Genomic DNA, 26,033 nt, shown 5'->3' on the forward strand with positions numbered 1-26,033 from the left:
GTCGGGTGTACATGCAGGTCAAGGATTTATCGATCAAGTACGGAACGAAGATGATTCTGAAGCAAATTCAGATGAACTTGCAAAAAGGCGAGGTCGCAAGCATCATCGGGCCAAACGGTGCCGGGAAAACAACCTTGCTCAAAAGCATGGCGTCGATTATCCCGGTGGAACGAGCGCGGATCTGGATCAAAGACAGAGACATTCGCTCCTATTCGGCTAACGAGTTGGCGAAAACGCTGGGGTACGTGCCGCAGCATACGGCTTTCGGCTATCCGTTAACGGTGTTGGAGACAGTGCTTCTGGGCAGGAAACCGTACATGCAGTGGAACGTGACCGCTCACGATCTGGAAGTAGCGGGAGCAATCATGGAGCGGCTGCAACTTGCGGAAATGGCGCAGCGTTATATGGACGAGCTGAGCGGAGGCGAGCGGCAAAAGGTACTGATTGCGCGAGCGCTTGCCCAAGAGCCGGAAATACTGCTGCTGGATGAGCCGACGTCCGCTCTCGATATTCGCCATCAACTGGAGGTGCTGGAGCTGGTTCGGCAGCTTGCCCTCCAGCAGCAAGTGCTGGTCGTGTTGATCATGCACGATCTGGAGCTGGCGGCCAGATATTCAGATCGCGTGTTTTTGCTGCAGCAAGGGCAAATTTATGCTTCCGGGCGGCCGGAGGAAGTGTTTACCTCTGCGAATATGGAGCAGGTGTACGGAGTAAAAGTCGAGATCGGGCAGGGCAGCAGCGGTCTGAAGTTGACGGCCACGCTGCCAGAGTCGCGATAAGCAAGGGGGAGAACATGTACTACGGAGTAAGGCTAGGGATGAAGTCCAGGGAAGCCTGGATGGAAGGGATGAAAAATTGGGAAGGCAAGCTGCCCGAGCGCATGACTGACGACCAACTGGAAGAAAGCTTTTGGGATCAATTTTTGCAGCGCAAAACGGCGGAAGCGGAGCCGGATGACTATGTGCGGGAGATTGGCAGGGAGCTGCTTTCCTTTATTCAGGAAGACGATGAAGTGCTGGAGATTGGGCCGGGATGGGGAAATTACACGTTTGCGGCGGCGAGCAAAGCGCGGTCGCTCACTTGCGTAGACAGTTCGGCGAGTGTGCTGGGCTATCTGGAGCAGGGGGCGCGTGCGAAAGGGCTATCCAACATGAGCTTTGTCCATGCCAAGTGGGAAGAGTACGAGCCGCCCGTCCATGATGTCGTGTTTGGTGTGAACTGCTATTATCGGATGCAGGCGATTGATCAGGCGATGGTCAATATGAACAATTCGGCCAGGCGGTTGGCGGTGATCGGGATGACTAGCGGGCCGGAAAAGCCGCACTACTGGGATATTCATCAGCAGCTCGGGTACAAAATCAAGTTTTCGCGCAGAGACTATATTCATCTGACCAATTTGCTGTATGAGCTGGGCATTGACGTGAACTGCAACATTCTTCCTTTGCAAAAAACGTACGTGTACGAGTCGGAGGAGCAGTTTGTCAGCCAAAATTTGAGCGCGATTATGGAGCCGTCCTATGATCGGGAGAAAGCGGAGGCGATTTTGCGCCAATATTTGGTCTGGGTAGATGGCAAGCCTGCGTATGTGCATCAGTTTAAAGCGGCGTTGTTGTATTGGAAGCCGGAGAGAAGGATTAGTTTGTAAAGATGGTGTTGATCGTAGCTGTAGCGGAGGGAGGAAACAGGAGAAACACACAAGCAAAACAAGCACGAAAAAGCTTCGCGCACAAAATGCAGCGAAGCTTTTTATCATGCTAGGCAACTCTTTTCGGCATGGCGAATCCGAACTTTTTCTACGCATTCACTCAACGCATCCACTTTTCCATCCCATTGAAAATCCATTCCGCTTCCGTCCCAACAGCCAGACGGATCAATGCTTCCGACCCGTTTTCCTCCGCGAAGCGTTGTTCGGCACTCGTGATGGGAATCATCCAGAGCAGGTTGACCGGATCGCCGTAAACCGTCGGGAAGGCCAGCGCCGGGGCGCTTTGGGGCTTGGCGAGCAGCATGGATGTGAAGCGGCCGTCTACCTCGCTGATCTCCTGACAAGGGATGGTGTGCCCTTGGGCGAGAAAAGTCATGTACGACCAGGGCAGCGTTGTTTGCCCGCTGATGTAGGCCAAAAGTTGCTTTTCATTTTCGGCCAGCCATTTGGTTTCGCAGGCAAAAGCCAGCTCGAAGCGGCGCAGTTGTTCCGGTGATTCGGTATATAGCTCGACCTTTGGCTGCGGCACGATGGAGACGCCCAAGGTGACGGCGTAGGTGATTTCGCCCTTTTCCACCGTGACCAATGCTTTCGGCGGCCAGTGACCGCCGTCGATGCCGTAATAGTTTTTGACCGGGCCAAGCGTTGCCGTGATCGCGTCGAGATACTGATGCTGCAAGTCTGGCCAAGGATTTTCGTCCCAGCTCGCCCAAAATTGCCGGGCAGCTTCGATTCGCGCAAACAAAGCGTTTGTGTCTGGTGTGCCCAGCGGAAAGCAGAAAGGAGATTCTGCGATACAGTCTCGCGCATAAGCCGGATAGCTGGAGCCGTCTGCCTGCTGCCCCGCCCAGCCGGGAATGACGCACAGCACCTCGTCTTGATAAAGCAAAGCTGCGGCGTCTCCTTCTGTCAGCCAGACAATTGACAGCTCATCTGGGTCGAGCTTTTCCGCGCCTTGCGGATGGGCGCAGCAGTCGCGCGGCAGCATGGGAGCGTTTCCGTCTTCCATGGCGGAAAAATCGAGTGTCTCGGGAGCTGGCCCGTAATTGCGCACCCAGCAGGAGCGAATACTCGCGTGTTCCTGGCCGGGGTAGTCCCACAAATAAAAATAAACGCCAGATTCATCTTCTTCGACAAAGGCTTGAATGTCGCAAAGTGGAGAAAATTCCTCCAACAAAATGTTTTTCATCGGATCACCTTCCAAACGGAATATGGTAGATTCTTCATCAAAATAGGTAGATGTAAACTTGCACGGAACAGGGGTAGAATACCATAATTGACTATTGGTGGCAAAATTTCGTCTAGACAAAAGATAGAAACGAAAGCGGGGAGCAACGATGAATCAATGTACACTATACGTCTCCATAGCTGACTATCAAAAAATAGTCGATGCGATCAAGGAGACTTTTCCAGACAAAGAAGTACAAGCTGCTGCGGACGGACAAAGCGTGACCGTCACAGACAAGAAATGGTTTGGCAAAAGCACACTGGCCTTCAACTTCATGCGCGAGGAAGCCGATCCGGAGCGCTTTTTGCAGATGAAAAAAGGGATGTACGGATTTTTTGCCCAGATTGAGACGGCGCATGAAAAGGTCAAGGAAAAGCTGCTGATCCAGATTACCGCGCTCAACGTGGCCGTAGGCATCGTAGCCAGCAAGGAAATCGACCGGGAAACGTTCGCTGCTGTCCTGGCGATTGCCAAGGAAGTATCCGGCATCGTTTTCCTCCCGACAGGCCACATGCTCGATAAAGAGGGCCGCCTGCTTTTGAACACCGAGGGCGAATCAGAGGTGGACGACTATTTGGTGACGGTGAGCACCGAGTTTATCGATCGGCACGTGCGTCCATCCCAGTCCGGGGAAGAGCGTAAAGCGCGCAACATCCAGCTTTTGCAGGAGCAAGGCGTCCCGTATATTAACCATTTGCCTGTCATCGTCGGGGATGAGGATGCTGTCATCAGGACCAAGGAAGAGATCGTGCAGCGGGCCATTGCTTTGTGCCTGATTGCCGTCTACGCCGCCGGAATCGCAGAGAACGGGGAGATTGCCGAAGAGCGCGAGTTCATCGAAGGAATTATCGAGCAGTACGGCGCGGCAGACTTCTTTACGGAAAACGAAAGAAAGCTCCTCGACGACCCGAATCCAAGCCAGAACGACATGGTGCAGATGGCGTGGATGTACGAATGCTACTGGGTGCTGTTGTGGGCGCTCGGCTATAAAAAAGAATTGGAGTTTCCGAGCGAGATTTGCGATGTCAGCTACGCCATCGATGTATTGCGCAGCGCGGGAAACTATCGAACTTTCTACGACAACGCCGTCGTGCGGAGCAAGGCGGAGATTTTGGATCAGGCGGATTTGATCTATCGCTACGACTGGGCGTGCGTCGATGCGCGCATCAACAACCGGACCGTGGCGGGAGGTTTGGAGCCGGGAGTCGTCATGGAAAGACACAGGGCACTAAACTGGCTCGTGCGTCACATGGAAGACGAGTGGGATCATGTGCAGATGGACACATAGGGTTCGCTAAAAAGCAGCAACAGGCTGATATCGTTCACGAACGATGTCGGCTTTTTTCGTTGTGCTCGAAAAAGAGTTGGGTACTTTTCTCGACCGATTTGTTAATACAATCTGCTTTTTCCCGTATTAACTAGCGTGAGACTCACGGACAACCACAACAAATTGCGCAATTTGTTCCTGTACCATGTCTGAGTCGGGAGGGAAGGGAGGGGAAGTAGTTGGAGATTGTTCAAATGAGCACCAAAACGGGCATCCATTCAAATCAGCTGAACGAGAGCCACGATGAGTGCATGGCAGCGGAAAAGTTCGCCGAGATTTACGATGCGTACTACAAACGCGTCTACAAGTACATTTGCTACCGGATCGACAATCACTATGCGGCAGAGGAAGTATGCAGCCACGTATTCGAAGCGGTGATTGCCAAATACAACCGCTTTTCGCCGGAAAAAGCGAGTTTTGAAGTATGGCTGTTCGCCATTGCCAGAAATGCGGTGACGGATTACTTCCGCTCACAGAAAAAAAGGGCCGCCTTCTCGCTCAGTTCGATTTTGAATTTGGCCTTGCCCAAGTCGTCTCCGGAAGACATCGTGATCCGCGATGACCGCCATGCCGCTTTGTTCCGGGCGCTGGCAAAGCTGAGCGACAAAGAACGCAACATCATCGGCATGAAGTATGCGGCAGGCTTGAAAAACGCAGAAATCGCAGAGCTGCTTGGCGTCAGCGGTTCGAATATCGGGGTTGTGCTGTACAGATGCTTGAAGAAGCTGCAAAAAGAGCTGGAAAAAGGAGGTTTTCGGCATGAGGAATAAGCCGGATACAGACGAATTTCGCGAGCTGGCCGACTATCTCGCTCATGTGGAGCTGGATGACCAGGCAGCGAGGGACAGAATCTACAACCGGCTTGCAAACAAGCTGAAAGCCGGAAAAATCCAGGCAAAGCCTGTGGAAAAGGATGAGATCGTGATGAAAAAAAGCAGTTGGAAAACGGTTGCGGCCAGTGTCGCTGCCATTATCTGCCTGACGGGAGCTTTCTCGACTACCTCGTTTGCCCAAGAAATGCTGTCCTCTATTTTGGCGCGGTTTCAAGTGGGGAATTTGCAAATTGTGCAATATGACAAAGAGCCTGCTGCACCTGCAAGCGAAAATGCAGCCGTCCAAGCCGGAGCAGACGGCGCCCGTGCCGTGACTTTGCAGCCGCGTCCCAATCTGACGGTGCAGGAAGCCCGCGCTGTACTCGGTTCGAACTTTCCCGCGCCATCCTGGGTAGCCGATTACGAGTACGTCAACACGGTCGTTCACGGTGACAGCATGGCGGAAGTCCAATATGCGCATGGCGATAAAACAGTGAACTTCCTGATCTCGAAAGGCGGGGAAAACGGGATCGGAACGACAGAGGAAGTCAAAACGCAAGTGCTGAACGGAACGAAAGTGTACATGGCGAACGGGATTGTCATTTGGGAGAAGGACGGGTATACGATCGAGTTGTATGCGCAAGATGATTTTGCGCCTAACGTATTGGGCAAAATCATTGACGGCTTCTCGACAGGAGCGCCGCTGACACAAACGGAAATCGAGCAAGCGAGAGAAAAGCTGAAAAATGCTCCTGTTACAGAAGGGGCTGGCCCTGCTCCAGCTCCCGCGCCCGTGTCCGGTAAGTAAGCGGATTGCAACCAGCGAAGCGTGTCCAGGCGACGCCATGTTTTTAAGTGGCTCCCGCGGGCACGTTTTTTTGTTGCCAACTGCATGTGCCGAGCAGCTTGTCGCTTGACATTATTTGATTAGGACTATATAGTTCTAATCATGAAAAAAATCTCGAATCGCGACCATGTGATTGCCAGCGCATCCGCTCTGTTTTTGCAAAAAGGGCTGATGAATACGAGCATGGATGACGTCGTGGCGCAGAGCAAAGTCTCCAAGTCAAATATTTACTACCATTTCAAGAGCAAGGAGGAGCTTGTTGTCGCTGTGTTGGACTACCGCGCCCAATTGTTGCGCACGGTGCTTGATGAGATTGCCCAGGCCAGGGACTTGACCGCTGCGAGGCGGATCGAGCAAATTTTTGCCGCACTGGCTGACGAGCTGAACGGGCGAGACTGTGTGGGAGGCTGTCCGATCCTGTCCCTTCTGTCCGCGCAAATCCCGCAGGTTCGGGTTCGCATCCACGCGTTTATGCGCGAGCTGCAAGGAGTAGCGGAAAATGTGCTAAGAGAAGGAGTTGAGCGAAAAGAGTTCAAGGCAGGGATTCCGGTTCCCGAGACAGCGGCGCTTCTCATCACGATTTTGGAAGGAGCCATGCAGCTTGCCGAGTCTTACGGCAACACAGAAGCTTTTATAAACGCAGGCGCTACTTTTCTACACTTGATTCAAGTGTAGGCTTTTTTTGCAATTGATTAGTACCAATTAGTCCTATTAAAGGGAGGTTCATTTTATGGCAGTTGTATTGATAACAGGAGCGACAGGGTTTATCGGCCGGGAGGTAACAAGGCGCTTGGCACGCGCAGGACATACGGTGTTGGCGCTCGTGCGCTCCCTGGAAAAGTGGGAGAGGCAACTGGCTGCAATGACAGCCGAAGAGCAGGCGAACAGCAGCGCAGTACGGGGGGATTTGCGCGAGGAGAGGCTGGGGCTGTCAGAGCTTGACTACCAGCGGGTGCTTGCCGCAGATACGATCATTCATGCCGGGGTGCCGATGGATATCTCGCTCGGTGAGGAAGCGGCCAGAAAAGTCATTTTGCAAGGAGCCGATCATCTGTTGAAGCTGGCGGGCGAGCTGCACCAGCGCAAAAGGCTGCAAAAGCTCATTCACCTTGTCGGCTACATGAGCCCTTTTGACGATGCGAGCGCGACGCTTGCCACAGATGTGTTCGCCGAGAACAAGCTGTTCGATCATGCGGGAGGCTATGAAAAATACAAGTTTTTGGCTGACCTGTACGTGCGGCAGCAAGCTCATCAAGCAGGAATGCCGCTGGTTGTCGTCAATCCGAGCACAATCATCGGGCCGCGGCATACGGGAAGCACCGAGCAGACGGATGGCCTGGGACTTGTGGTCAACTCCATGCGGCAGGGGAAATTTCCCGTATTGCCCGGCGGAAAAGAATGGTGGCTCCCGCTGCTTGCCGTGGACGATCTGGCAGAAGTGATCGTCGGAATTGTCGAGGCAAAAGGCATCGCGCACCAGACGTACTACGCCTTGAACGAGCGCGGGGCGACGCCGTCTTTCCCGGAACTGGTGCAACTCATGGCAAAAGAACTGCGAATGAAGCCGCCGTCCGTCCCGTTCCCGCTGTCCGTTTTGAAAACGATCGTGCGCAACGGAGGCAGCCGCTTGCTCGGCGTTCCGGCCAACTCGATGGACTTTATCGTGAAAAAACAGTTCCCGCTCGCGCCTTTTCAGCAAATGAAGCAAACGAGGGGCGTGGGCGAATATCAAGCGGACAGCCATCTGCCAAGCGTTGTGGCTGATCTCGATTATCGCTTGTCTGCCCGGGGCGATGCCGCTCCCGATGCTTTTCGGCGGGCGAAAGTCGCAGGCTTGGCTGCCTATCAGAAGCCAGGCGTGGAGGGAGCGCCATGGGTACTGTTGCACGGCTTGTTCAGCGAGCTTGGCGATTTGTTCCCGCTGGCTGAGCAGCTTGGCGAGGAGAAGGTATGGCTGTGGGACTTGCCGGGCTTTGGCAGATCGCCCTATCATCACCGGGAGCAAAAGCTGGGCGGCTTCATCGAGGCGGTCGCCAGCGCGCTCCGAGAGCTGCCTGCTCCCGTCCATTTGGCAGGGCATTCGTTTGGTGCTTTCCTGGCATGGGAAGCGGCCAAGCGAGTGCCGGACAAGATCGCCGGAGTGTATTTGCTGCAACCGCCGCTGCACGCCCCGAAGCAGAACCCGCTGCTTGTGCAAATCGGGAAGAGCGAGAGCTTGCTCCAGCGCTTTTTGCAAAAGCAGCTGACCCGCCCCCGTCTGGAGAGCACGATGATTGAACAAGGGATGTTTCGCTTCGTGGCTGAGGTGCCGGCTGGCTATCTGGACAAGACAAAAAGCCTTCTGCAATCACCGCGCATCAGCAAGACACACGCAGAGGTTTTGCGTTATTTCATGCACGATTTTCAGCAAATGGAGTGGGGTCAAGCTGCCGCTTTTCCCGTTCACCTTGTATGGGGAAATCAAGACAGCGCCTATCGCCTGACAAGCGAGCAGGAGATAGCGCTTGGGGAGAGGCAGATCGCGGTACACCGCCATGATTTGGCCCATCATTTTCCGCTCAGCCATCCGCACGAGACAGCCAGCTTGCTGCGGTCACTGAGGGGATAGGAGATAGCTTGACTTCCTGACTGTCCGACTTCCCGACGAGACGGGGCTGGGGCTAGGAACGCTTTCAGCAAAAAGTAAAGGAGCCTTGCCGATCAAACAGGCAAAGCTCCTCTTTCTTTTGGGGATTCGAGCGATTCGGCCACTTCGGACAAGCGAAGCGAGCTACTTTTCTACATACGCGTACTTGAAATACGAGCCTCCGAGCGGGAAGATCACGAAATCTTTGACTTTGTCGTTTTTCACATAGGCGTTGCCGCGGAAGTGCAGAGGGGCGAGCGGCATTTCCTCCATGAGAATTTTTTCTGCGTCAAACATCAGCTGTTTGCGCTTCGCGGCATCGGTTTCATAGTAGCTTTTGTTCAACAAGTCGCGGTACTCTTTGTTGTCGAAGCGTACGACGTTGTTGCCGCCTTCTTTGTCCTTGTACATTTCCAGGAAGTTGATCGGGTCGTTGAAATCGGCGCCCCATAGCCAGATGCCGAAGTCGTATTTCCCGTTCTGGACGTCGTCGTTGAACACTTTCCACTCGGCTGTGCGAATCTCGATGTTCACGCCGAGCGTTTTCTTCCACTCGTCCTGCAACGCCTGGGCGATCTTCTTGTCGGTTTCTCCCGTGTCGTAGTAGTACGTCACTTTCGGGAACTCGCTCAACCCCAGCTCCTTCATGCCTTCCGCGAGCAGCTGCCTGGCTTTGTCTATGTCTTCCTTGAAGTAGCCGTCCGGGTTCAAGCCCATCGAGGTCGGCACCCAACCGTATGCAGGCGGTACCCCGGTTTGCAAAATATTGTCGATTAACTGTTGGCGTTCGATGGAGTAAGAGAAAGCCTGGCGAATTTTTTTGTTGGTAAAAGGCGGTTTTTGCGTATTGAAAATGACTGCCTTTGTCCCCGGATTATCGGCGACGACCAGCTTGCCCTGTTCCTTGATTTGCCCGATTGCATCAGGGGAAAGGCCGAAGGAAGGATAGCCGCCCCAATCGAGATCGCCGTTTTCAAACATCGAGAGAGCGGTGTTGTTGTCTTCGATTACGACGATTTCAATCCGATCCAGCTTGACGTTGGCCTGATCCCAGTAAGTAGGGCTTTTGGAAAAGGCCAGCTTCGCTTTATGCTCCCACTGGTCGATGACGAACGGGCCGTTTCCGACGATGGTAGAGGCGTCGCTTGCCCATTTCGGATTGCTCTCCAGTGTCTTTTTATGCAAAGGATAGTAAGTAGTGAATGAGGTCAATTCACGGAAAAATGGCGTAGGCGAGCGCAGGGTGAAGTCGAGTGTGTAATCGTCCTTGGCTTTGACGCCGACATCTTCTGCTTTGCCTGTGCCGTTGAAAAACTCTTCGCCGCCTTTGATGTAGAACAGCTGGTAAGCGTAGCCGGAGGCGGTTTTCGGATCGAGATTGCGCTTGATAGCGTATTCAAAATCGTGGGCGGTAACCGGATCGCCGTTGCTCCATTTGGCATCCTTGCGCAAGGTAAAAGTGAAGTGGGTAAAGTCAGGGGAGTTGGTGAAGCTCTCTGCTGTTCCGTTGATCATCTGACCTTGCCGATCGACGATAGTCAGTCCTTCAAAAGCGAGATTGATCATGTCCATGCTGGAGGCGTCAGTAGCAATGCCGGGGTCCATCGTCGGAGGCTCGCCCGTGATGCTCCAGTGCAAGACCATCGGTTCTCCCGAGGCAGGTTTTCCGGTCGCGCCAGCGGGCTGCTGGCTTGCGGCAGGCTGGGCATTTTCAGCGGGCTTCGTCGTACAGCCGATCATGAGGCTTGCTAGTAACGCGGTGCTACAGGCAACTCGCAACCATTTTTTCATCAGTACCTCCTAGTTGTTTGAATATTTTTAAAAATTCATATGTAGAAGGATAATTCAGTTTCCTGTATCTGTCATTAAACATTCTGTATAAATATTCATGAATATTCTGTTTTTAAAACCGGGAATAATTCATACAATTTGTCCTTGAATCAGCAGCAAGGCGGAAAGCGGCTGCTGTTGCAAGCGATTTGATCCTGAATAAAAAAACGCTGGCCGACACCAGAAGATTCCGGTGCAGCCAGCGTCTTTTGCCTGCCGTATGCAGGATGATGAATGGAACGAGAGGCTAGTGCATGCCCACGTTACGCGACTTCGATCGTGTCCAAGGCGTGCCCAGGTACGACAAAGCCCAACGGTCCAGACCGTACCAGCCAGCGACTTTCCAAGCGAGAACGAGCCATGTGGCAAAAACAAACAGCATCGGGTTGGTGCTGACTGTCCCTGCGAACAGGAAGCTGACGTTCATCAATCCGCCGAAGAAAGCGGCAATTCCGGTAAGCAGGCCGAGAATGAGTCCGAGACCAACCAGTACCTCGCCGTAAGCGACCATGAAAGCGAACAGCTTGGCATTTGGCAAAACGGCGCTTTCCAAAAACCAGCCGTACCAGGAGGTGACGTCTTTTCCTTCCGCTGCTTTCGCGAGCGAGCCTTTGACGAAGCCCTCGATGGCAGCTCCAGCTTTGTCTCCTGTCCAGGAGTCGGTATGGATTTTTTTCCAGCCTGCTGTCAGCCAAGTGTAGCCGACATACACGCGGATGATCAGCCAGATCCATGCCGAACGGGTGCTGGTGAACAAAAATTGTGACACGGGATTTTCAGGAATGATGATTTCGTTGTTGCTTGGTGGACGCATGTGTACGTGCCCTCCTTATAAAAATAGAATGGATATCCTGTGATGGATATTGATTCCAGGTGATTTTAACACAAGGAACGATTTGATGCAGTGGTTTAGGGCATAAGTTCATACGGTGTTCATTGACACTATTGGCACGATGTTAACCTTAGTTCGATTGTCATGTGTTCGGATGGACATAAAAAGCGCAAAAAGGTAAGAAGACATAGTTTTTGCAAAATAAAGTCATCAGGAAGAAATATTGACAAGTTAAGATATGGTAAATTATGTTGAGTTTTGTTGAAAAATACGGAGACTATTGGAGCATACTTATGAAACGAAATTTTGTGTCTTTTCAAATGAAACTCAGCGTTATGATCTCGCTGTTTACGATGCTGGTCGCGATTGTGCTGTCGCTGATCGACTATTCGCAGCTCAAGGCCACGATCCTTTCGGAAAAAGCGGTGCAGTATCAGCTAGTCGAGGATCGGATCATTCATGCCGTCAAAAACGTCGATCTCGTGTACGGCGTGTTCGAGCAAGACATGGAGGAGCGGATGAAGGGCGCACTGGAAAAGCTGGCGAAAAACTATCAGGCCAACTCGGCGCTTTCGGCGTGGGACTATGCGGCTTTGCGCGAGCAGTACGGAATGGATTTTTTCGTCATTGATCGAAACATCAAAGTAGTGCAGTCCAGTGTCGCCTCTGACGTGGGACTCGATTTTAGCCAATCGGGAGCTTTCGCGGAGGTGTTGAAGAAACGAATCGACGGAAGCAAGTTTTCCGCCGACGGAATGGAAGTGTCCGTCAACAGCGGGCAGATCAAAAAGTTCGCCTATCTCCCAACCGGCGATCACAAATATTTGCTGGAAGCGAGCATGAATTTGCAGGACAGCGACTTGTTCCAGACGTTCAACTTTCTCGATGTCTCGAAGGAGATCGCAGGCAAATACAGCATTGTGAAAGAAATCACCGTTTACTCGCACGATGGCTACGCGCTCGGCAAAAAAGGGGAGGACGGCAAAGCTTTGCGCATCGCGCAGCGGTTTGCGCCAACTTTTGAAGCGGCGTTCTCCACGCAGACGATCAAGGAATTTCACGAGAGTACGGGAGAGGACGACCAAACATACCGCTACATCCCATACAAGCTGGATGAGAGCGCCAACGACCTGAGCCGTTCCCGTGTAGTGGAAATCGTCTACAACAATACGGAGCGCAACGAAGTGCTCGCCAACAGTCTCCGGTCTGCGCTATTGAAAATGGCGGCAGCGGTGGCAGGAGCGCTGATCTTGTCGTTTGTGCTCAGCCGCTTGATTACCGGACCGCTCGATCACATGCGCAAGATGATTGCGCAAACAGCCGAGTTCGACTTGCGCGAGCAGATCGTGGCGAAGGAGCAGGTGACGGAGGATGAGATCAGCCTGATGGCGAAGTCGATTTTGGTCATGCGCGAGCAATTGCGGGAAGTGGCGAGCAAGCTTGCGACCGTCTCTCATGTGGTAGCGGAAAATGCGCAAAGCGTGCAGCAATCCACAGTGGCCGTCAGCGAGCAATCGAGCGGAACGGCGGAGGCGACTGCTGTCTTGCTGTCGCATATGCAAGAGACAATGGCTTCGACGGAAGAAATGAACGCTACTCTTACTGATATTCAGCATGTCGTTCACGCAGTCACTTTGCGCACGACCGAAGCAGCGGCTACCTCTCAGGACGTAAGCCAGCGAGCCGATGTGTTGAAGGAAAATGCCGTTGCGGCGCAAGTATCGGCAGCCGAGTTGTATCAAAGCGTGAAGCAGCAAACGGAGCAGGCGATTGTGCAGTCGACCGAATCGATGGGACAAATCAATTTGTTGGCAGAAGCGATTTTGCATATTTCCGAGCAGACGAATTTGCTCGCCTTGAACGCCGCGATTGAAGCGGCGCGTGCCGGGGAAAGCGGAAGAGGCTTCTCCGTCGTGGCTGATGAAATACGCAAGCTGGCGACACAGTCGTCTGCGGTCGTCATCGATATTCAGCGAATTATCGCCATCGTGCGCGAATCCGTGAACAATCTCGCAGAAAACTCTTCCAGCGTGCTGGAGTTTATCGACAGCAAAGTCCGCCCGGATTACGGCAAGCTGATTCACATGTCAGAGCAATACAACAGCGACGCACATCATTTCAACACATTGCTGACGGATTTCAGCGCTTCGTTCGAAGAATTGAACTCGTCGATTGCCAGTGTAGTGGCGATCGTGGAGCAAGTGACAAGCTCCATGGGCCAAAGCGCATACAGCGTGGAAGCGATCACCGAGCAGGCGCAAATTATCGCGCACAACAACCAGAAAATCGCGACCATCTCCGAACGCAATGCGGAATTGACGCATTCGATGGAAGAGATCGTCCAGCGCTTTCGCCTGTAAGTGAACAAAGTCATGAGCGTGAACATGCCCCCTTCGTACCGAGAGCGAAGGGGGCATTGCTTTGCTTTTACAGGACAGCTTTCAGTTTATCCGGGTTGCGAACGAAGTACAGGCGGTGAATTTTTTCTGCCTTGCTGTGCAGGAAAACGACTGTATCTACTGCGTCATTTTGCCGGATGACGAGTGCCGTTTGGCCGTTCAGCGAAGCAAGCCCTACTTCGTACGGAGAGCCTTGTGCGGCGAAGCGCATCAAGCCAAGCAAGAACTCCGCGACACGTTTGCCAGACACGACCGGACGTATGGCAGCGAATACTTTTCCACCGCCATCCGAGAGCAGTTCAGCGTCTGCGGACAAGAGCGTGAGCAAAGCGTTGACATTGCCGTGTTCCAGCGCATGCAGAAAACGGCCGATCCATTCTTCGCCGATTTCTTTTTCGTGCGCGTGAAGCTGTTCGTCTGCATCCAAACCGAGCTTGGCTTTGCAGCGGCTGATGATTTTCCGGCAATTGGCCTGGCTTTTTCCGACAAGCTGGGCAATCTCGTCGTAGTCGAAGGCAAAAGCTTCGCGCAGGACGAAGACCGCACGCTCGACCGGAGACAAGCGTTCGAGCAGCACGAGCATGGCGTACGACAACAAATCTTTGGTGATGACCGATTCGTAGCTGTCCGCTCCGGGAGTAGGGATCGGTTCGGGCAGCCATGGCCCCGTGTACAGCTCCCGCCTGTGGCGTGCCGATTTCAACAGATCGAGGCAGCGGTTTGTCGTCATTTTGCACAGGTAGGCTTTTGGCTCTGCGATTTGTTCCAGCTCGACATCGTACGCTTTCAAAAAGACATCCTGCACGATATCTTCCGCATCTGTGGCCGAGCCTGTGAGCTGGTAGGCGAGACGAAACAGCAATCCTTTGTATTGCTGATAAAGGGTCTCCATCGCATGTTCACTTCCTCTGGCGTCTAGTGTCAGCATCGTTTTTTCCTTATTTTATCATGCTGGCAATATTCCACGTGAACTGACGCAGCTTCCAGCCCAATTTCCCCGTCAAAATGATGTCCACGCCCCATTGGCGCGTCCAGACGATCGCCCGCTCCGGCCCCAATCCGACGCAGTAGAAGTCCATGCAACTTTTATGAACGGGAGACTGCGTTCCATCCAGATCAGCGAGGATAATTTTGCTCAACCGGGCGGCTTGCCTGCTCGCTTCCTTGCACGTCATCCGGTCCGCCTGACCGCTTGCCGGGTCGACGATGCGGGCGCAATCGCCAATGCTGTAGACGAAAGGGGCGCCAGCGACCCGATACGATTCATCCACGACAAGCTGGCCGTGTGTGGTGAGCGGCAACCCCATCTGGCGCAGCGCCGGGTTCGGCAGCAGACCGAGCGCCCAGATGCACAGACCGACAGCAAGCGTGCGGCCCGTGGACAGACTCAGCTTGCCGTCCTGCTCGCGAATGGCTTTTGTCCCGTGCAAAACCGTGACTCCGCCGTCCAGCAAAGCTTGTTCCAGCTTGCGCGCCATTTTCACAGGTCCTTCCGTGAAGAGGCGATTTTGCGCATTGAGCAAGTAGACAGTGACTTCATGGGGAGCGATGCCGAGGTGTTGCGCTTCCTGCCGCATGGAAAAAGCAAGCTCGGAAGCTGTCTCGATGCCGCTGATGCCCGCTCCTGCGACAGCGATTGTCAAAAGCCGCTGTCTTTCTTCGGGGCGCTTTTCCAAAACGGCCAGCCGCATATTTTGCTGCCAGGTGTTGCGAATCGTCTCGGCGGCTGCCACATCAGACAAGGCGATTCCGCCCTGCTCCGGTTCTGCTCGGCGGGCGACGCTGCCTACCGCGAGGACGAGCACGTCATACGCAAGCGACAGTTCTTTTCCGCCTTTATCTACATAATGGATCATCTTGGCGCTTCCCTGGACAGAAACGACCGTACCTTGCAAAAATTCAACGCCTGCGGGGAAGATGGTTTTCAACGGGATGGCGATATCGGTTTGGGAGACAGCTGGCTTGAACAGCAAAACTTTGCGCAGATGGTAAGGCTCCTTGTCGATCAGGACGATGCGTGCAGGGCGTCCTTTGCATGTGTCCTGGATTGCTTTAACGGCATTGATTCCGGCATAGCCGCCACCGACTACGACTACAGTCATTTCTTTCATGGAGATCAGCTCCTCGCTGCGATTTGACCATATAACGAGGCGGGGGCAATTTTTGTGACGCAGCAATCAGAAGTTTTTTCGGAAAAGGGCGATTCGGCGAAAAAGTTTGTGCTTCAAACAAGTTTTGATAGAATGAAAGAGTCGTGGAAAGGATTTCCTGACTTTCTAGCGAGGAGCCTTTTGGCGAACAGAGAGACAGCGATGTTTTTGGGAGGATGGAAAGAATGGCATACAAGGTGTATACACAAGCAGAACGTCCTGATTTGAACGATCAGATGGCCGAAGTGCTCGCCGCCAGCTGGTCTACCTTCATGCTGCATGACGAAGTGGCCGACCAGCACTACGATCGGCTGGAAGAGTGGTTTGCTTCTTTTCAATATTTGTTGACCGATGAAAACGACAAGGTAATGGCCGTAGGCAACTCGATTCCTTTTTACTGGGACGGCACGCTGGAAGGAATGCCGAAGGGCTGGGGAGACGTCTTCCTGCGCGGGATTGAAGGACACGCCCAAGGCCAGAAGCCAAACACGTTGTCGGCGCTTTCGATTTCAATCGACCCTGCGCATCGCGGTCTTGGACTGAGTCGTCACATGGTGGCGGCGATGAAAGACATTGCGAAGCAAAACGGGCTGGAATATATGGTGGCGCCTGTTCGCCCATCGCTTAAGCACAAGTATCCGTTGACCCCGATGGAAAACTACATCGAATGGAAGACGGAAGAGGGCGCTCCTTTTGATCCGTGGGTTCGCACGCATTGGAAGATGGGGGCGAAAATCATGAAAGTGGCGTCGGAATCCATGTCGATCGTGGGAAGCATTGCCAACTGGGAGGAATGGACAGGCTTGAAGTTCCCTGAGTCCGGCACGTATATCATTCCGGACGCGCTTGTCCCTGTGCGGATCGATGTGGAGAAAAACGAGGCCAAGTACGTGGAGCCAAATATTTGGATGCAGCATTTTCTGTAATCGCGGCGGCACAAGTTGCTGCGTTACGTTACGCGGAATTGTTTGATTTAGGTTAGGAGAGCCGGTTTTGTCGAGGCTCTCTTTTTTTGTCACCTATTTAATCAGTAATTTTTTTTAGCTCAAAAATAGTTGCCTCTGATATCAAGATCAGCCTATCGTTATTAACAAGAAAAAAACCTACACTTACAGGTATGTGCATGTTTGTAGAAGGGTCACTTATATCTATTACTTTTACTACATCATTTTCATTTAAGTCTGGGATATCTATTTTATATAATCTATAAAAAGAGGTAGAGTTATAGCATGTCGCTGTAATCTCGTATAATGGATTTTTTAGTTCATATTGATATTTCTTATAGTTTTTAAGTCCTTTTGATGAAAAAAAGTCTTTTTTGATTATAATTTCATCTCCAATAAATTTTTGCCCTGTTGGATATTCAGAAGCATCATTCCATGAATTTGCAAATCCTAAAAGCTTCTCAACTTTCCAAACTCCATAGAAATATTTTTCAGTTTCACTATCTAAATTTATATTTTCTGCATTAAAACAATCGGATGTGTTTTTTTGAATAATAGACTCATCCGTTTCAGGTTTAGGCTCACTAGAAGTAGGTGGATTTGATGTCATTTCAACATTTCCACAAGCCGATGCTAGTATCAACATTACCATGATACAAACCAATAATATTTTTTTCATATTTCACACTCTCTTTTATTTTTTTGATCATGATACAAATCTTTGCTGGCTTTTACTACCTTAGTTTTGATATCTCGCTCGCTTCCTTTGCATACGTTCTATAAGCTTAGCATCTTCTAACTCCTTAACCCATTGACTTATTGATCGTTTGGATTTTCCAAAATAGTGAACGATGCTTCCAAGTCCAACCCATTTTTTTCAATCTTGTTGCCGGACATGAGATCAAAGCGAATACATAACTTTACTGAGTTTCCAGATAATTACTACTAATGCGTAATCTAATAATATCTTTTATCAAAACTCTTTGCAAAAATTACTCCTTGTATAGAACACATAACCAGGCAAAAAAAACAAGCCATAGAATCTCTATTATGGCTTGTTTTCATTGGTAGAACGAATTTCTCCGCTTCCCAATTCCATGTAAACTACACCCGCTCAACCGGAGAAGTCAGGCAAGTAGGGCCGCCCGTGCCTTTATACGAGATTTCATGACCCTCGTACTCGTACACCGTAGCGCCCGCTTTTTGCAGCAGCTCTTTTGTGATCGGATTGCCCGCTACGACCATGCACAGGCGAGGGGCGAGCGCGAGGACGTTGCTGCCCAGGTTATCGTATTCGTTGTCGGGAACTTCAATCAGTTCAATGCCTCTGTCGATGAGCAGCTGACGGAAGAAAACAGGCATCAGTTTGGAATAGACGACGGCGAGATCGTGGTCAACCATGCTGATAATCGACATCAGGTGCAGGCACTCCGCCGGGCCGCGGTCGTATGGCAGCGGAACGACGATGATTTCTTCCGTGAAATCTTTGACCATCTCCGTAATTTGCGCGATCGCCGCCTGGTTGGTGCGGAAGCCTAGCCCGATGGCGAGCGTTTTTTCGTCCAGCCAGACGAGGTCGCCACCATCGGAGCGGGCATCGCCTGTCAACTGTCCGAGAATCGGAATGTTGTTTGCTTGCAGGAAATCTTTGTATACTTCTGCTTCACCCTGGCGCAGCTCTTTGCCGGATTTGAGGATGATCGCCCCTTGGGACGTGAACTTCACCGGATCATGGGCGTAGATGGAATCGAGTCCGGTTTTGTCTGATTGCGGGAGATGCAGGACGTTTTCCACATGCTCTTGCAAAATGGCTTCGAACTTCTCGTACTCGTGCAAAGCTTTGTCCCAATCAGGACGGTCTGTATAGTTAAAGGTTTTCCACGATTCTTCGAGGTGGGCCTGGCTGATAAAAGCTTCACGGGGATGCTTGATGATGACTGTCTTCATCTTTTTGACCATGGATTGGCTGCCTTGGAACATAGTTGCCTCCCTTTATTCCGTATTATGGAATATTGTTCATATTTCGAAAAATCACTCTAAGTGTACACATTCTGATTTTGCACTGTCAATCGCTATTCCGCGCCAGATGTGGGGATTTGTGTAAAATTTTTTACGATTCACAAAATTGTAGCGAGTAGTTTAAGATATGAGATAGACGAGAACATAGAAAAAGGGGAAATGACAGTGATTCAATCGTTTGATCGGGCGATGGCGATTGCGACGGCACTTGCGTCGGACGAGCATAGAAAGTGGTGGACCATCAACGATTTGGCGAAAGAATGCCAGCTTCCGGTGAGTACGACTTATCGCCTCCTGTACACTTTGATGAATCACGATTTGGTGGAGCACGATGCGGCGACGAAGCAGTACACGTTGGGAATCAAATGGATGGAGTTTGGACTTCGCGTCCTGGATCGGATCGATTATCGCAAAGTGATCAAACCGATGATTGAGGAGCTGGCCAGAGAAGTCGAGGAAAGCGTTTATTTCAGCCAGCCGAGCGGTTTGGAGTCGATCGTGGTCGATCGAGTGGACAGCCAGCACAATATTCGCATCTACGATCAGCTTGGCTTGCGCATCCCGATGCACATCGGTGCAGCGAACAAGGTCGTTTTGGCGCACATGCCAGAGGAGGAAGCGAGGCAGACCGTGCTTCAGCTCGTCGGCGAGGAGGAGACGCCTGCATTTATGGAGAAGCTGGCCCAGATTCGCAAGGCTGGTTACGCGGTGAGTTTTGCGGAACGGACAGAGAATACAGCTTCTGTTGCCTCTCCAATTTTTGATTATACGCAAAAAGTAATCGGTGCTCTCAGCATCGGAATCGTCACCTTTGATTTGAAAGAAGAGCGGTTGAACTATTTGATCGAGCGCGTGCAGGATGCTGCCCACAAAACATCGCAGCGGCTGGGGAGCATATAATTTTTTGGTCCATATAATGGAAAATTTTCTGCTATATGAAAATAGCAACGTCTTTTTCAAGGCCGTCAGCTCGGGAAATCGGGAAACGGCCTTTCTTGATCGGCGAACTTGTATAATTGCTTCCAAAACTTTACATAGTAAAATGAAGAAAGGCATAGAGCAGGGGGCACAAGTGGGTGGAGCTGTTCAGTGAAAGCTTGATCGTGATCGGGCGGGTTTGCTCGATTTTGCCGCTATTGTTGGTTGTGACGCTATTCATGGGAAAACGCTCGATTGGCGAGCTGCCTGTTTTTGATTTTATGGTGATCATCACGTTAGGCTCGGTGGCAGGGGCCGATATCGCCGAACCGAACGTCCACCATATCCCCATAGCTGTCGCGATTGTGACATTGGGCGTGCTGCAACGAATCGTGTCGCAATGGTCGGTCGTTTCCAGGCGCTTTGGCAAAATGGTCACGTTTGAGCCGACGGTTGTTTATTACAACGGCGAGTTTCTCGTCGATCAGCTGAAAAAAATCCGCTATTCCCTCGACAACGTGCTGCAAATGCTGCGGGAAAAAGATATTTTCGATCTCGCCGAGATTGATATGGCGATTATCGAGGCCAACGGGCGTTTGACGGTCTTGAAAAAATCGGCACAGCAGACCGTGACGAGACAAGATTTGCAAATCAAGACGGCTTCGACAGGCATTTCCTTGCCTGTGATTATCGAGGGGAAAATATGCGCAGAAGTGTTGACCTATCGCGAGCGGGATGAAAACTGGCTTTTGCAGGAGCTACATAAAAGCGGCGTCGCGGTTGAGCAAGTATTTTTAGCTACATTGAACCGGCAAAACGATTTGCTGTTTTTTGAAAAACATCCGAAGAACGAGCAACAAGTGCCGCCCGTCCACCATTAGAAAAAGGGAACAGAGCAATCAAACATGCGGAAGGATCGTCACGGATCGCTTGACAGAACGGTTTGGTCAGGCGGTCTTTTCTATGTAACATTTCCTTTTGCCTGCGACTATTTGGCTGAGCAAGAAAAAAGCCGGAAGAGGCCGCTGGTGTTTTCTTACGGCCGAAGATACTCGCTTGCAAATCCTTTAATCAAAAATATTTTATCAATTTAAAATTATTTGATAAAATAAACGCGTATGTCATCCAAGCCGAGGAGGAATGGCTGTGCTGGTTTTGAAATCAATGGAGCAATGTACGGTGGCAGAGACTGTTTTAGCTTACAACAGAGGGTTTTCCGGGTACTTTTTCGATCAGTCGAAGACGGCGGACACGCTCATCTGGAAAATGGGGAAAGAAGAGTTGTCGCCAACGCATTCGCTGGTTGCGTTTGTAAACGGCGAGCCTGCCGGAATTGTACTGAATGGAATTTGGGAGCGGGACGGGCAAAAAGTTGGGTGGAATGGCGGGACAGGGGTAGCGCCGGAGCATAGGCGGAGCGGAGTCGGCCAAGCCTTGATGGAAGCGACTTTGCAAATATATCGGGAGCAGGGTGTACAGCTTGCGGCGCTGGTCGCCATTCGGGAGAACGACAGGGCGATAGCCTTGTACGAGAAAATAGGCTTCGCCGTCTGTGACCAGTCGATTTTTCTGGAACAAAAAGCTCATGACCACAAGCGGTCACATCCAACTTCGCTGAAAAACGTCGAGGCGTCTTCCACAGAAGAAGGCGTGCTTTCCGCTTTGCAAAAGGAAGCAAGTCCGTCCTACGAATTGCTTGAAGGCATGCCGGATGACGTGTATTCATTGGACTTTTGGACCAAACCGCTTTGGGATATTCAGTGGAGAACGATTGAGAACAAGCAAGCGGTACTCGTCCGCGATGAGAACAAACAAGTAATCGGCTATGCCTTGTACAGACGGATTTTTGAAAACGGAAAACAAACGACAGCTTTGCTGTTTCAGTGTGAGGCAAGGCCGGAACGGGCCGACCGGGAGGCGATTGTCAGAAGTGCTCTTGCCCATGTGTTTTCGCCATGGGACAAGGAGCTGTATCGCCTCACGGTCAATTTGCCAGTTTCCAACGAAATGGCCATCCGTATTTTGCAAAGGGCAGGTTTTGACGTGATGGCCGAGCAAGTATTCATGACCAGGTCGCTCGTTTAAGCCCAGATCACTCGACTGACGGCTAGGGTTGCGCGTGATACGGAAACGTGATCGTGAATTTGGTGCCGACTTTTGGCTTGCTGGACACGCTTACCGACCCGCCGAACGCGTGGATGACGTGATAGGAGTACGTAAGCCCGAGACCGGTTCCGCTTGTTTTCGTCGAGAAATAAATGGACCCGAGGCGTTTGATCTGGCCTTCGTCCATCCCGATGCCGTTGTCTTTGATGATCAGCATGGCGTTGCTTTTCTCAATGAACAGCGAGAGGGACACTTTGCCGTTGACCGTCTCCTCACAAGCTTCGATCGCATTTTTGATGAAGTTGACCAAGACTTGTTTGAACTCGTCGGGATTGGCCAGGATCGTGACAGGCTTTTCATAAGCTTGCAGCTCCAGCTCGACATTGTGCATATTGGCAAAAGGCAGCATGACTTCCCGCACGACGTAAAGCTGGTCGCATACGTTGATTAGCTCGGTGCGCTCCTTGAGCGGCTTGGACAAAGCGAGATACTCGGTCAGGATCGCTTCCGTCCGCTGGATTTCGTCCATGCTGATGCGGATGTACTGATCGGTTTTCGTAATATTTTCAGGATTTTCCTGGATCAGGCGCAAAAATCCTTTGACCGCTGTGAGCGGATTTCTCACCTCGTGAGCAAGCGATGCGGCGACATGGCTCATCGTTTCGATTTTTTCATTTTGGGCGTGTCGAATAAACAGTTCTTTGTCGGATACGCACTTGCTAAATAGCGACAACAAAAGCCAAATTCCGACAAAGTTTTGAACGGGGATCACGAACAAGTAGTAGGCAGGATGATGGGATACATAGGTGGGAAAGTATAGATAGGTCAACCCCAAAGCTACCAGGGAAAAGAGCGCGCCCGTCAAAAAAATATACAGTGTTTTCCGATAACTGGCTTTGTAACGCCGATACATCAGGAGGGAGATGGAAAAGGTGACAACCAGGGCAAGCAGCGCGAGCCAGATGCCTTCACCACCCAAATAATAGCGGTATAGCGCGGACTCGATCAGCAAGACCAGCGCGATCCGCACTCCCCCATAGACTAGGGCAAAAAATACGATGATGTGCCTGATATCGAAAATCACGCCTTCCGAGACGCTGGTCGCGAAGGTCATGGCCAGAAACATGCAAATCGAGCTGGTCACAAGAATGAAAGCGCGGCTGTAATTGCGCATTCGGTCGCGGTAATAAATATTGAACAGGACAAATGGCGTCAGAGCAAAAAACATCTGCAAAATTACTTCTTTTAGTAGAATCATCGGACATCCCCATCGCAAATTTGCATGGCTGCTTCAATCTACGATATTTCGACAAGAGCCTACACGATTCCTCCAAAATTTGGACGCGCCGACGGAATAAATTTAAAGGAGAAAAGTTTTAAAAACCTAGTTGACAGATGGGTAAAACACGGATTATAGTCTCTATATACTAATACAAAGGTTTCGAAAATAATAACTACTCTTATCCAGAGAAGGCTGAGGGAATGGCCCTATGACGCCCGGCAACCTAGCTGGCAAGATCAATGTCTTGCGAGCCAAGGTGCTAACTCCAACAGGTAGCGATACCTGACAGATAAGAGGCGCGAATCTTGTCGATCAAGCCTCTTTCATCTGTTGAAAGAGGCTTTTCCTTTTGGAAAGGGAAGGTCGTCGCCTCCTCAGCTTGCAGCACAACAAGGAACAAAGAAAAAGGGGGATTTTTCGATGAAAAAGAAACTGGGCCTTATCACATCACTCGTACTGGCAGTATCGGTGGCCTTGACCGCGTGCGGCGGCGGAGCCGATACGAAAAACACGGCGGCAAACGGCGCTTCCGGCGAAAAAGCGAAGCGGATTGCCCTGATCATGCGCCAAAATGTAGGAACGTTTTCGGCTCAATACATTAACGGTGTGAAGCAGGAAGTCGAGAAAAACGGCGGAGAGCTGACAGTATTCAACGCAGATACGGATTTGTCGAAAATGGCGTCGAATCTTGACGCTGCGGTCAACCAAAACTTCGACGGCATCCTGATCGACCACGGTACAGCGGAAGCGTTGCAACAAGGTACGCAAAAAGCTGTCGACAAAAAAATCCCGGTCGTTCTGTTCGACACAGACATCAAGCTGCCTGGCGTGCCGATTGTTGAGCAAGACGACAACAAGCTGGCAGAACTGAGCCTGGAAAAGCTGGCGGCAGATTCCGGCGGCAAAGGCAACATCGTGAAAATTTGGGTGGCAGGCTTTGCCCCGATGGAAAAACGTCAGGTGACTTATGAAGCGTTCCTGAAAAAATATCCGGATATCAAGGAAGTCGCCGCTTTCGGTTCCGCGACAAACAACACGGCGCTGGATACCCAAGCACAGATGGAAGCCATCCTGAAAAAATATCCGAACAAAGGCGACATCACGGCTGTATGGGCATCTTGGGATGAATTTGCCAAAGGGGCAACCCGTGCGATCTTGCAAGCAGGCCGCACAGAAATCAAAGTATACGGCATCGACCTGAGTGATGAAGACCTGCAACTGATCCAGGAAGCAAATTCGCCATGGGCAGCGACTGCAGCCGTAGATCCATCGAACATCGGACGCACTCACGCAGCGGCTATTTTCCAAAAAATCAAAGGCGAGCAAGTGCCAGACAGCGTGAAGCTGAATCCGGTGCTGGTGAAACAAGAAGATTTGCCTAAGGACAAAAAAGTGACAATGGGCGACTTGTCCCAGTACGTGAAAGAGTGGGGCAAGTAAGCATATAAAGCTGGTTGATTTGGCTATTCCCGTTGATCAGTCAACGGGAATCTTGCTTATTTAAGGGGGGGCGAAAAGTGTCCAGCTTGCAGATGAAAGGGATTGTGAAGCAGTTCTCCGGCGTTCCTGCGCTGCGTTCGGTCGATTTTGAGGTCAAGGCTGGCGAGGTTCATGCGCTTTTAGGAGCGAATGGAGCGGGGAAAAGTACCTTGATGAAAATTTTGACGGGCGCGTATCAGTCTGACGGGGGGAGCATCACGATTGACGGCAAAGAGGTGTCGATCCAATCGCCCCAGGATGCGAAAGCTTTAGGCATCCAGTGCGTGTACCAGGAAGTGGATACGGCGCTGATCCCGTACTTGAGCGTGACGGAAAACATTTTGCTCGATCAGATTGTCTCGGCAGGCCGCAAAGGATTCATGAACTGGCCGAGCTTGCACAAGGAAGCGGAAAGCATTTTGCAGAGCTTCGGCTTTTCCATCCCTGTGCGCATGCTCGTCGAGGAATGTACGCTGTCCGAAAAGCAACTGATCCTGATTGCCCGCGCGACCGTGCAAAAAGCGAAGTACGTCATTTTTGACGAACCGACAGCTCCGTTGAGCACGAAGGAGAGCGAGCGGCTGTTTCTCATCATTGACCAGTTGAAAAAAGCGGGTGTCGGGATTATTTACATTTCCCATCGCCTGCCGGAAATTTTTGAGATATGCGACCGAATCACGATCATGCGGGACGGTCAACTGATCGTGACGAGCGAGACGTCCCACACGACGATGGATGAGGTCATCGGCAACATGCTGGGCAAAAGCTTCGAGGAAGAGTTCCCGAAAGTCGAAGTGCCTGTAGGCGGGGTGCTTCTGGAAGCTGCGGGAGTGGCTGGCGGTAAGGTTCGCCGCGCCGATTTGAGCGTTCGCGAAGGCGAGATTGTCGGGATTGTCGGGCTGGTTGGAGCCGGGAAGACGGAACTGGCGAGACTTTTGTTCGGAGCGGATACCGCCGAGGCGGGACAAGTCAGGCTGAACGGCAAAGAGGTGCGGCTGCGGTCGCCAAAGGACGCTGTTGATGCGGGAATCGTCCTCGTACCGGAAGAGCGGCGCAAAGAAGGCATTTTTGTCGAGGAATCTGTCCAGAACAACTTGTCTGTCTCCGCTTTGGAGAAGTGGTCGCGGCTCGGATTTGTCCGCAGAGGGGCAGAAGCGAAGCAGGCGAGGGAGCTGGTGAGCCGTCTGGGCGTAAAGACGGCAGACATCACACAGCTGGTTGGCTACCTCAGCGGAGGAAACCAGCAAAAAGTCGCGATTGGCAAATGGCTGGATACGGATGCGCAAGTGTTCATGTTCGACGAGCCGACCAAAGGCGTCGACATCGGGGCGAAAAGCGATATTTACCGCCTGATTGGAAAGCTGGCGGAGCAGGGCAAGGGCGTTCTCTACTTTTCTTGCGAGTTTGCCGAAGTATTGGGCATTGCCGACCGGATTTTGGTCATGTTTGAAGGGAAAATCGTCAAGGAGCTGAGCCGCGCGGACGCGACACAGGAGACGATGATGTATTATGCCAGCGGGGGTGAGTAA

General features: G+C 51.6%; 22 protein-coding genes and 1 riboswitch. Of the genes, 14 read left to right on the forward strand and 8 right to left on the reverse strand.

Going from position 1 to position 26,033, the window contains the following annotated elements; genetic code table 11:
- The first annotated feature begins 11 nt into the window (after positions 1-11).
- Together M2298_RS22445 and M2298_RS22450 are read left to right on the forward strand one after the other, a co-directional pair.
- Complete coding sequence (locus M2298_RS22445; RefSeq protein WP_217365748.1) at positions 12-779, forward strand: ABC transporter ATP-binding protein; 768 nt, start codon at positions 12-14, stop codon at positions 777-779.
- Positions 780-793: 14 nt separating this feature from the next.
- Positions 794-1,645, forward strand: a complete 852-nt coding sequence (locus M2298_RS22450) for a class I SAM-dependent methyltransferase (protein ID WP_122963743.1) — start codon at positions 794-796, stop codon at positions 1,643-1,645.
- Positions 1,646-1,805: 160 nt separating this feature from the next.
- Here the strand turns inward: M2298_RS22450 and M2298_RS22455 are convergent, their stop codons facing one another.
- On the reverse strand, positions 1,806-2,894 hold the full coding sequence (locus M2298_RS22455) for a suppressor of fused domain protein (RefSeq protein ID WP_173597664.1): 1,089 nt from the start codon (positions 2,892-2,894) through the stop codon (positions 1,806-1,808).
- A gap of 148 nt (positions 2,895-3,042) precedes the next feature.
- On the opposite strand from M2298_RS22455, the gene M2298_RS22460 reads away from it, so the two are divergent.
- The 5 genes from M2298_RS22460 (at position 3,043) to M2298_RS22480 (ending at position 8,527) form a co-directional block, all read left to right on the forward strand.
- Positions 3,043-4,221 (forward strand): DUF4272 domain-containing protein, encoded by a 1,179-nt coding sequence (locus M2298_RS22460; RefSeq protein WP_173599395.1) that lies wholly within the window; start codon positions 3,043-3,045, stop codon positions 4,219-4,221.
- Between the two features lie 233 nt (positions 4,222-4,454).
- Positions 4,455-5,030: a sigma-70 family RNA polymerase sigma factor gene (locus M2298_RS22465; RefSeq protein WP_229049758.1), complete on the forward strand. Its 576-nt coding sequence runs from the start codon at positions 4,455-4,457 to the stop codon at positions 5,028-5,030.
- Entirely contained in the window at positions 5,020-5,880 is an 861-nt protein-coding gene (locus M2298_RS22470) for a hypothetical protein (protein WP_173599393.1), read from the forward strand. The genes M2298_RS22465 and M2298_RS22470 overlap by 11 nt, the downstream gene beginning before the upstream one ends.
- Before the next feature lie 141 nt (positions 5,881-6,021).
- On the forward strand, positions 6,022-6,594 hold the full coding sequence (locus tag M2298_RS22475) for a TetR/AcrR family transcriptional regulator (protein ID WP_122963748.1): 573 nt from the start codon (positions 6,022-6,024) through the stop codon (positions 6,592-6,594).
- A 55-nt stretch (positions 6,595-6,649) separates the two neighbouring features.
- Positions 6,650-8,527, forward strand: coding sequence for an alpha/beta fold hydrolase (locus M2298_RS22480; RefSeq protein WP_173599392.1), 1,878 nt, complete (start codon positions 6,650-6,652; stop codon positions 8,525-8,527).
- Between the two features lie 162 nt (positions 8,528-8,689).
- Here the strand turns inward: M2298_RS22480 and M2298_RS22485 are convergent, their stop codons facing one another.
- Positions 8,690-10,336, reverse strand: a complete 1,647-nt coding sequence (locus tag M2298_RS22485) for a peptide ABC transporter substrate-binding protein (RefSeq protein ID WP_217023237.1) — start codon at positions 10,334-10,336, stop codon at positions 8,690-8,692.
- 286 nt (positions 10,337-10,622) lie between these two features.
- Positions 10,623-11,189, reverse strand: coding sequence for a DoxX family membrane protein (locus M2298_RS22490; protein ID WP_122963751.1), 567 nt, complete (start codon positions 11,187-11,189; stop codon positions 10,623-10,625).
- A 311-nt stretch (positions 11,190-11,500) separates the two neighbouring features.
- On the opposite strand from M2298_RS22490, the gene M2298_RS22495 reads away from it, so the two are divergent.
- Positions 11,501-13,567 (forward strand): methyl-accepting chemotaxis protein, encoded by a 2,067-nt coding sequence (locus M2298_RS22495; RefSeq protein WP_173599390.1) that lies wholly within the window; start codon positions 11,501-11,503, stop codon positions 13,565-13,567.
- A 67-nt stretch (positions 13,568-13,634) separates the two neighbouring features.
- Here the strand turns inward: M2298_RS22495 and M2298_RS22500 are convergent, their stop codons facing one another.
- The gene (locus M2298_RS22500; RefSeq protein ID WP_122963753.1) at positions 13,635-14,498 is read right to left on the reverse strand and encodes an RNA polymerase sigma-70 factor; all 864 of its coding nucleotides are present in this window, start codon (positions 14,496-14,498) and stop codon (positions 13,635-13,637) included.
- 46 nt (positions 14,499-14,544) lie between these two features.
- Positions 14,545-15,717, reverse strand: a complete 1,173-nt coding sequence (locus tag M2298_RS22505) for an NAD(P)/FAD-dependent oxidoreductase (protein WP_280649116.1) — start codon at positions 15,715-15,717, stop codon at positions 14,545-14,547.
- A 224-nt stretch (positions 15,718-15,941) separates the two neighbouring features.
- On the opposite strand from M2298_RS22505, the gene M2298_RS22510 reads away from it, so the two are divergent.
- Positions 15,942-16,682, forward strand: a complete 741-nt coding sequence (locus M2298_RS22510; RefSeq protein WP_173599388.1) for a GNAT family N-acetyltransferase — start codon at positions 15,942-15,944, stop codon at positions 16,680-16,682.
- A gap of 97 nt (positions 16,683-16,779) precedes the next feature.
- On the opposite strand, the gene M2298_RS22515 is transcribed toward M2298_RS22510, so the two are convergent.
- Both M2298_RS22515 and M2298_RS22520 read right to left on the reverse strand, forming a co-directional pair.
- A complete protein-coding gene (locus M2298_RS22515; protein WP_280649117.1) occupies positions 16,780-17,379 on the reverse strand; it encodes a hypothetical protein in 600 nt (199 codons plus the stop codon).
- Between the two features lie 425 nt (positions 17,380-17,804).
- Positions 17,805-18,680: a dimethylarginine dimethylaminohydrolase family protein gene (locus M2298_RS22520; RefSeq protein WP_173599386.1), complete on the reverse strand. Its 876-nt coding sequence runs from the start codon at positions 18,678-18,680 to the stop codon at positions 17,805-17,807.
- Positions 18,681-18,884: 204 nt separating this feature from the next.
- Here M2298_RS22520 and M2298_RS22525 point away from each other — a divergent pair, with 204 nt between their 5' ends.
- The 3 genes from M2298_RS22525 to M2298_RS22535 all read left to right on the forward strand — a co-directional run bounded on the left by M2298_RS22525 (position 18,885) and on the right by M2298_RS22535 (position 21,722).
- The gene (locus M2298_RS22525; RefSeq protein WP_328149313.1) at positions 18,885-19,619 is read left to right on the forward strand and encodes an IclR family transcriptional regulator; all 735 of its coding nucleotides are present in this window, start codon (positions 18,885-18,887) and stop codon (positions 19,617-19,619) included.
- Between the two features lie 176 nt (positions 19,620-19,795).
- Positions 19,796-20,518: a DUF421 domain-containing protein gene (locus tag M2298_RS22530; RefSeq protein ID WP_173597654.1), complete on the forward strand. Its 723-nt coding sequence runs from the start codon at positions 19,796-19,798 to the stop codon at positions 20,516-20,518.
- A gap of 265 nt (positions 20,519-20,783) precedes the next feature.
- Positions 20,784-21,722 (forward strand): GNAT family N-acetyltransferase, encoded by a 939-nt coding sequence (locus tag M2298_RS22535; RefSeq protein ID WP_217023234.1) that lies wholly within the window; start codon positions 20,784-20,786, stop codon positions 21,720-21,722.
- Positions 21,723-21,744: 22 nt separating this feature from the next.
- On the opposite strand, the gene M2298_RS22540 is transcribed toward M2298_RS22535, so the two are convergent.
- Positions 21,745-23,001 carry an ATP-binding protein gene (locus M2298_RS22540; protein ID WP_167470266.1) on the reverse strand — a complete coding sequence of 419 codons (1,257 nt, stop codon included), beginning with the start codon at positions 22,999-23,001 and terminating at the stop codon, positions 21,745-21,747.
- Between the two features lie 199 nt (positions 23,002-23,200).
- Positions 23,201-23,321: riboswitch (SAM riboswitch) on the forward strand.
- 124 nt (positions 23,322-23,445) lie between these two features.
- Between M2298_RS22540 and M2298_RS22545 the strand changes: the two genes are divergently transcribed.
- Positions 23,446-24,465 carry a sugar ABC transporter substrate-binding protein gene (locus tag M2298_RS22545; protein WP_063231736.1) on the forward strand — a complete coding sequence of 340 codons (1,020 nt, stop codon included), beginning with the start codon at positions 23,446-23,448 and terminating at the stop codon, positions 24,463-24,465.
- A 77-nt stretch (positions 24,466-24,542) separates the two neighbouring features.
- Positions 24,543-26,033, forward strand: coding sequence for a sugar ABC transporter ATP-binding protein (locus M2298_RS22550; protein WP_280649119.1), 1,491 nt, complete (start codon positions 24,543-24,545; stop codon positions 26,031-26,033).

The organism is Brevibacillus sp. 1238, assembly GCF_029892995.1.
GTDB lineage: Bacteria > Bacillota > Bacilli > Brevibacillales > Brevibacillaceae > Brevibacillus > Brevibacillus parabrevis.

What these genes read in the sequence shown, in the direction of transcription:
- M2298_RS22445 (WP_217365748.1), top strand. Translation starts at nt 12, where the DNA reads ATGCAGGTCAAGGATTTATCGATCAAGTACGGAACGAAGATGATTCTG.
- M2298_RS22450 (WP_122963743.1), top strand. Translation starts at nt 794, where the DNA reads ATGTACTACGGAGTAAGGCTAGGGATGAAGTCCAGGGAAGCCTGGATG.
- M2298_RS22455 (WP_173597664.1), bottom strand. Translation starts at nt 2,894, where the DNA reads ATGAAAAACATTTTGTTGGAGGAATTTTCTCCACTTTGCGACATTCAA.
- M2298_RS22460 (WP_173599395.1), top strand. Translation starts at nt 3,043, where the DNA reads ATGAATCAATGTACACTATACGTCTCCATAGCTGACTATCAAAAAATA.
- M2298_RS22465 (WP_229049758.1), top strand. Translation starts at nt 4,455, where the DNA reads ATGAGCACCAAAACGGGCATCCATTCAAATCAGCTGAACGAGAGCCAC.
- M2298_RS22470 (WP_173599393.1), top strand. Translation starts at nt 5,020, where the DNA reads ATGAGGAATAAGCCGGATACAGACGAATTTCGCGAGCTGGCCGACTAT.
- M2298_RS22475 (WP_122963748.1), top strand. Translation starts at nt 6,022, where the DNA reads ATGAAAAAAATCTCGAATCGCGACCATGTGATTGCCAGCGCATCCGCT.
- M2298_RS22480 (WP_173599392.1), top strand. Translation starts at nt 6,650, where the DNA reads ATGGCAGTTGTATTGATAACAGGAGCGACAGGGTTTATCGGCCGGGAG.
- M2298_RS22485 (WP_217023237.1), bottom strand. Translation starts at nt 10,336, where the DNA reads ATGAAAAAATGGTTGCGAGTTGCCTGTAGCACCGCGTTACTAGCAAGC.
- M2298_RS22490 (WP_122963751.1), bottom strand. Translation starts at nt 11,189, where the DNA reads ATGCGTCCACCAAGCAACAACGAAATCATCATTCCTGAAAATCCCGTG.
- M2298_RS22495 (WP_173599390.1), top strand. Translation starts at nt 11,501, where the DNA reads ATGAAACGAAATTTTGTGTCTTTTCAAATGAAACTCAGCGTTATGATC.
- M2298_RS22500 (WP_122963753.1), bottom strand. Translation starts at nt 14,498, where the DNA reads ATGGAGACCCTTTATCAGCAATACAAAGGATTGCTGTTTCGTCTCGCC.
- M2298_RS22505 (WP_280649116.1), bottom strand. Translation starts at nt 15,717, where the DNA reads ATGAAAGAAATGACTGTAGTCGTAGTCGGTGGCGGCTATGCCGGAATC.
- M2298_RS22510 (WP_173599388.1), top strand. Translation starts at nt 15,942, where the DNA reads ATGGCATACAAGGTGTATACACAAGCAGAACGTCCTGATTTGAACGAT.
- M2298_RS22515 (WP_280649117.1), bottom strand. Translation starts at nt 17,379, where the DNA reads ATGAAAAAAATATTATTGGTTTGTATCATGGTAATGTTGATACTAGCA.
- M2298_RS22520 (WP_173599386.1), bottom strand. Translation starts at nt 18,680, where the DNA reads ATGTTCCAAGGCAGCCAATCCATGGTCAAAAAGATGAAGACAGTCATC.
- M2298_RS22540 (WP_167470266.1), bottom strand. Translation starts at nt 23,001, where the DNA reads ATGATTCTACTAAAAGAAGTAATTTTGCAGATGTTTTTTGCTCTGACG.
- M2298_RS22545 (WP_063231736.1), top strand. Translation starts at nt 23,446, where the DNA reads ATGAAAAAGAAACTGGGCCTTATCACATCACTCGTACTGGCAGTATCG.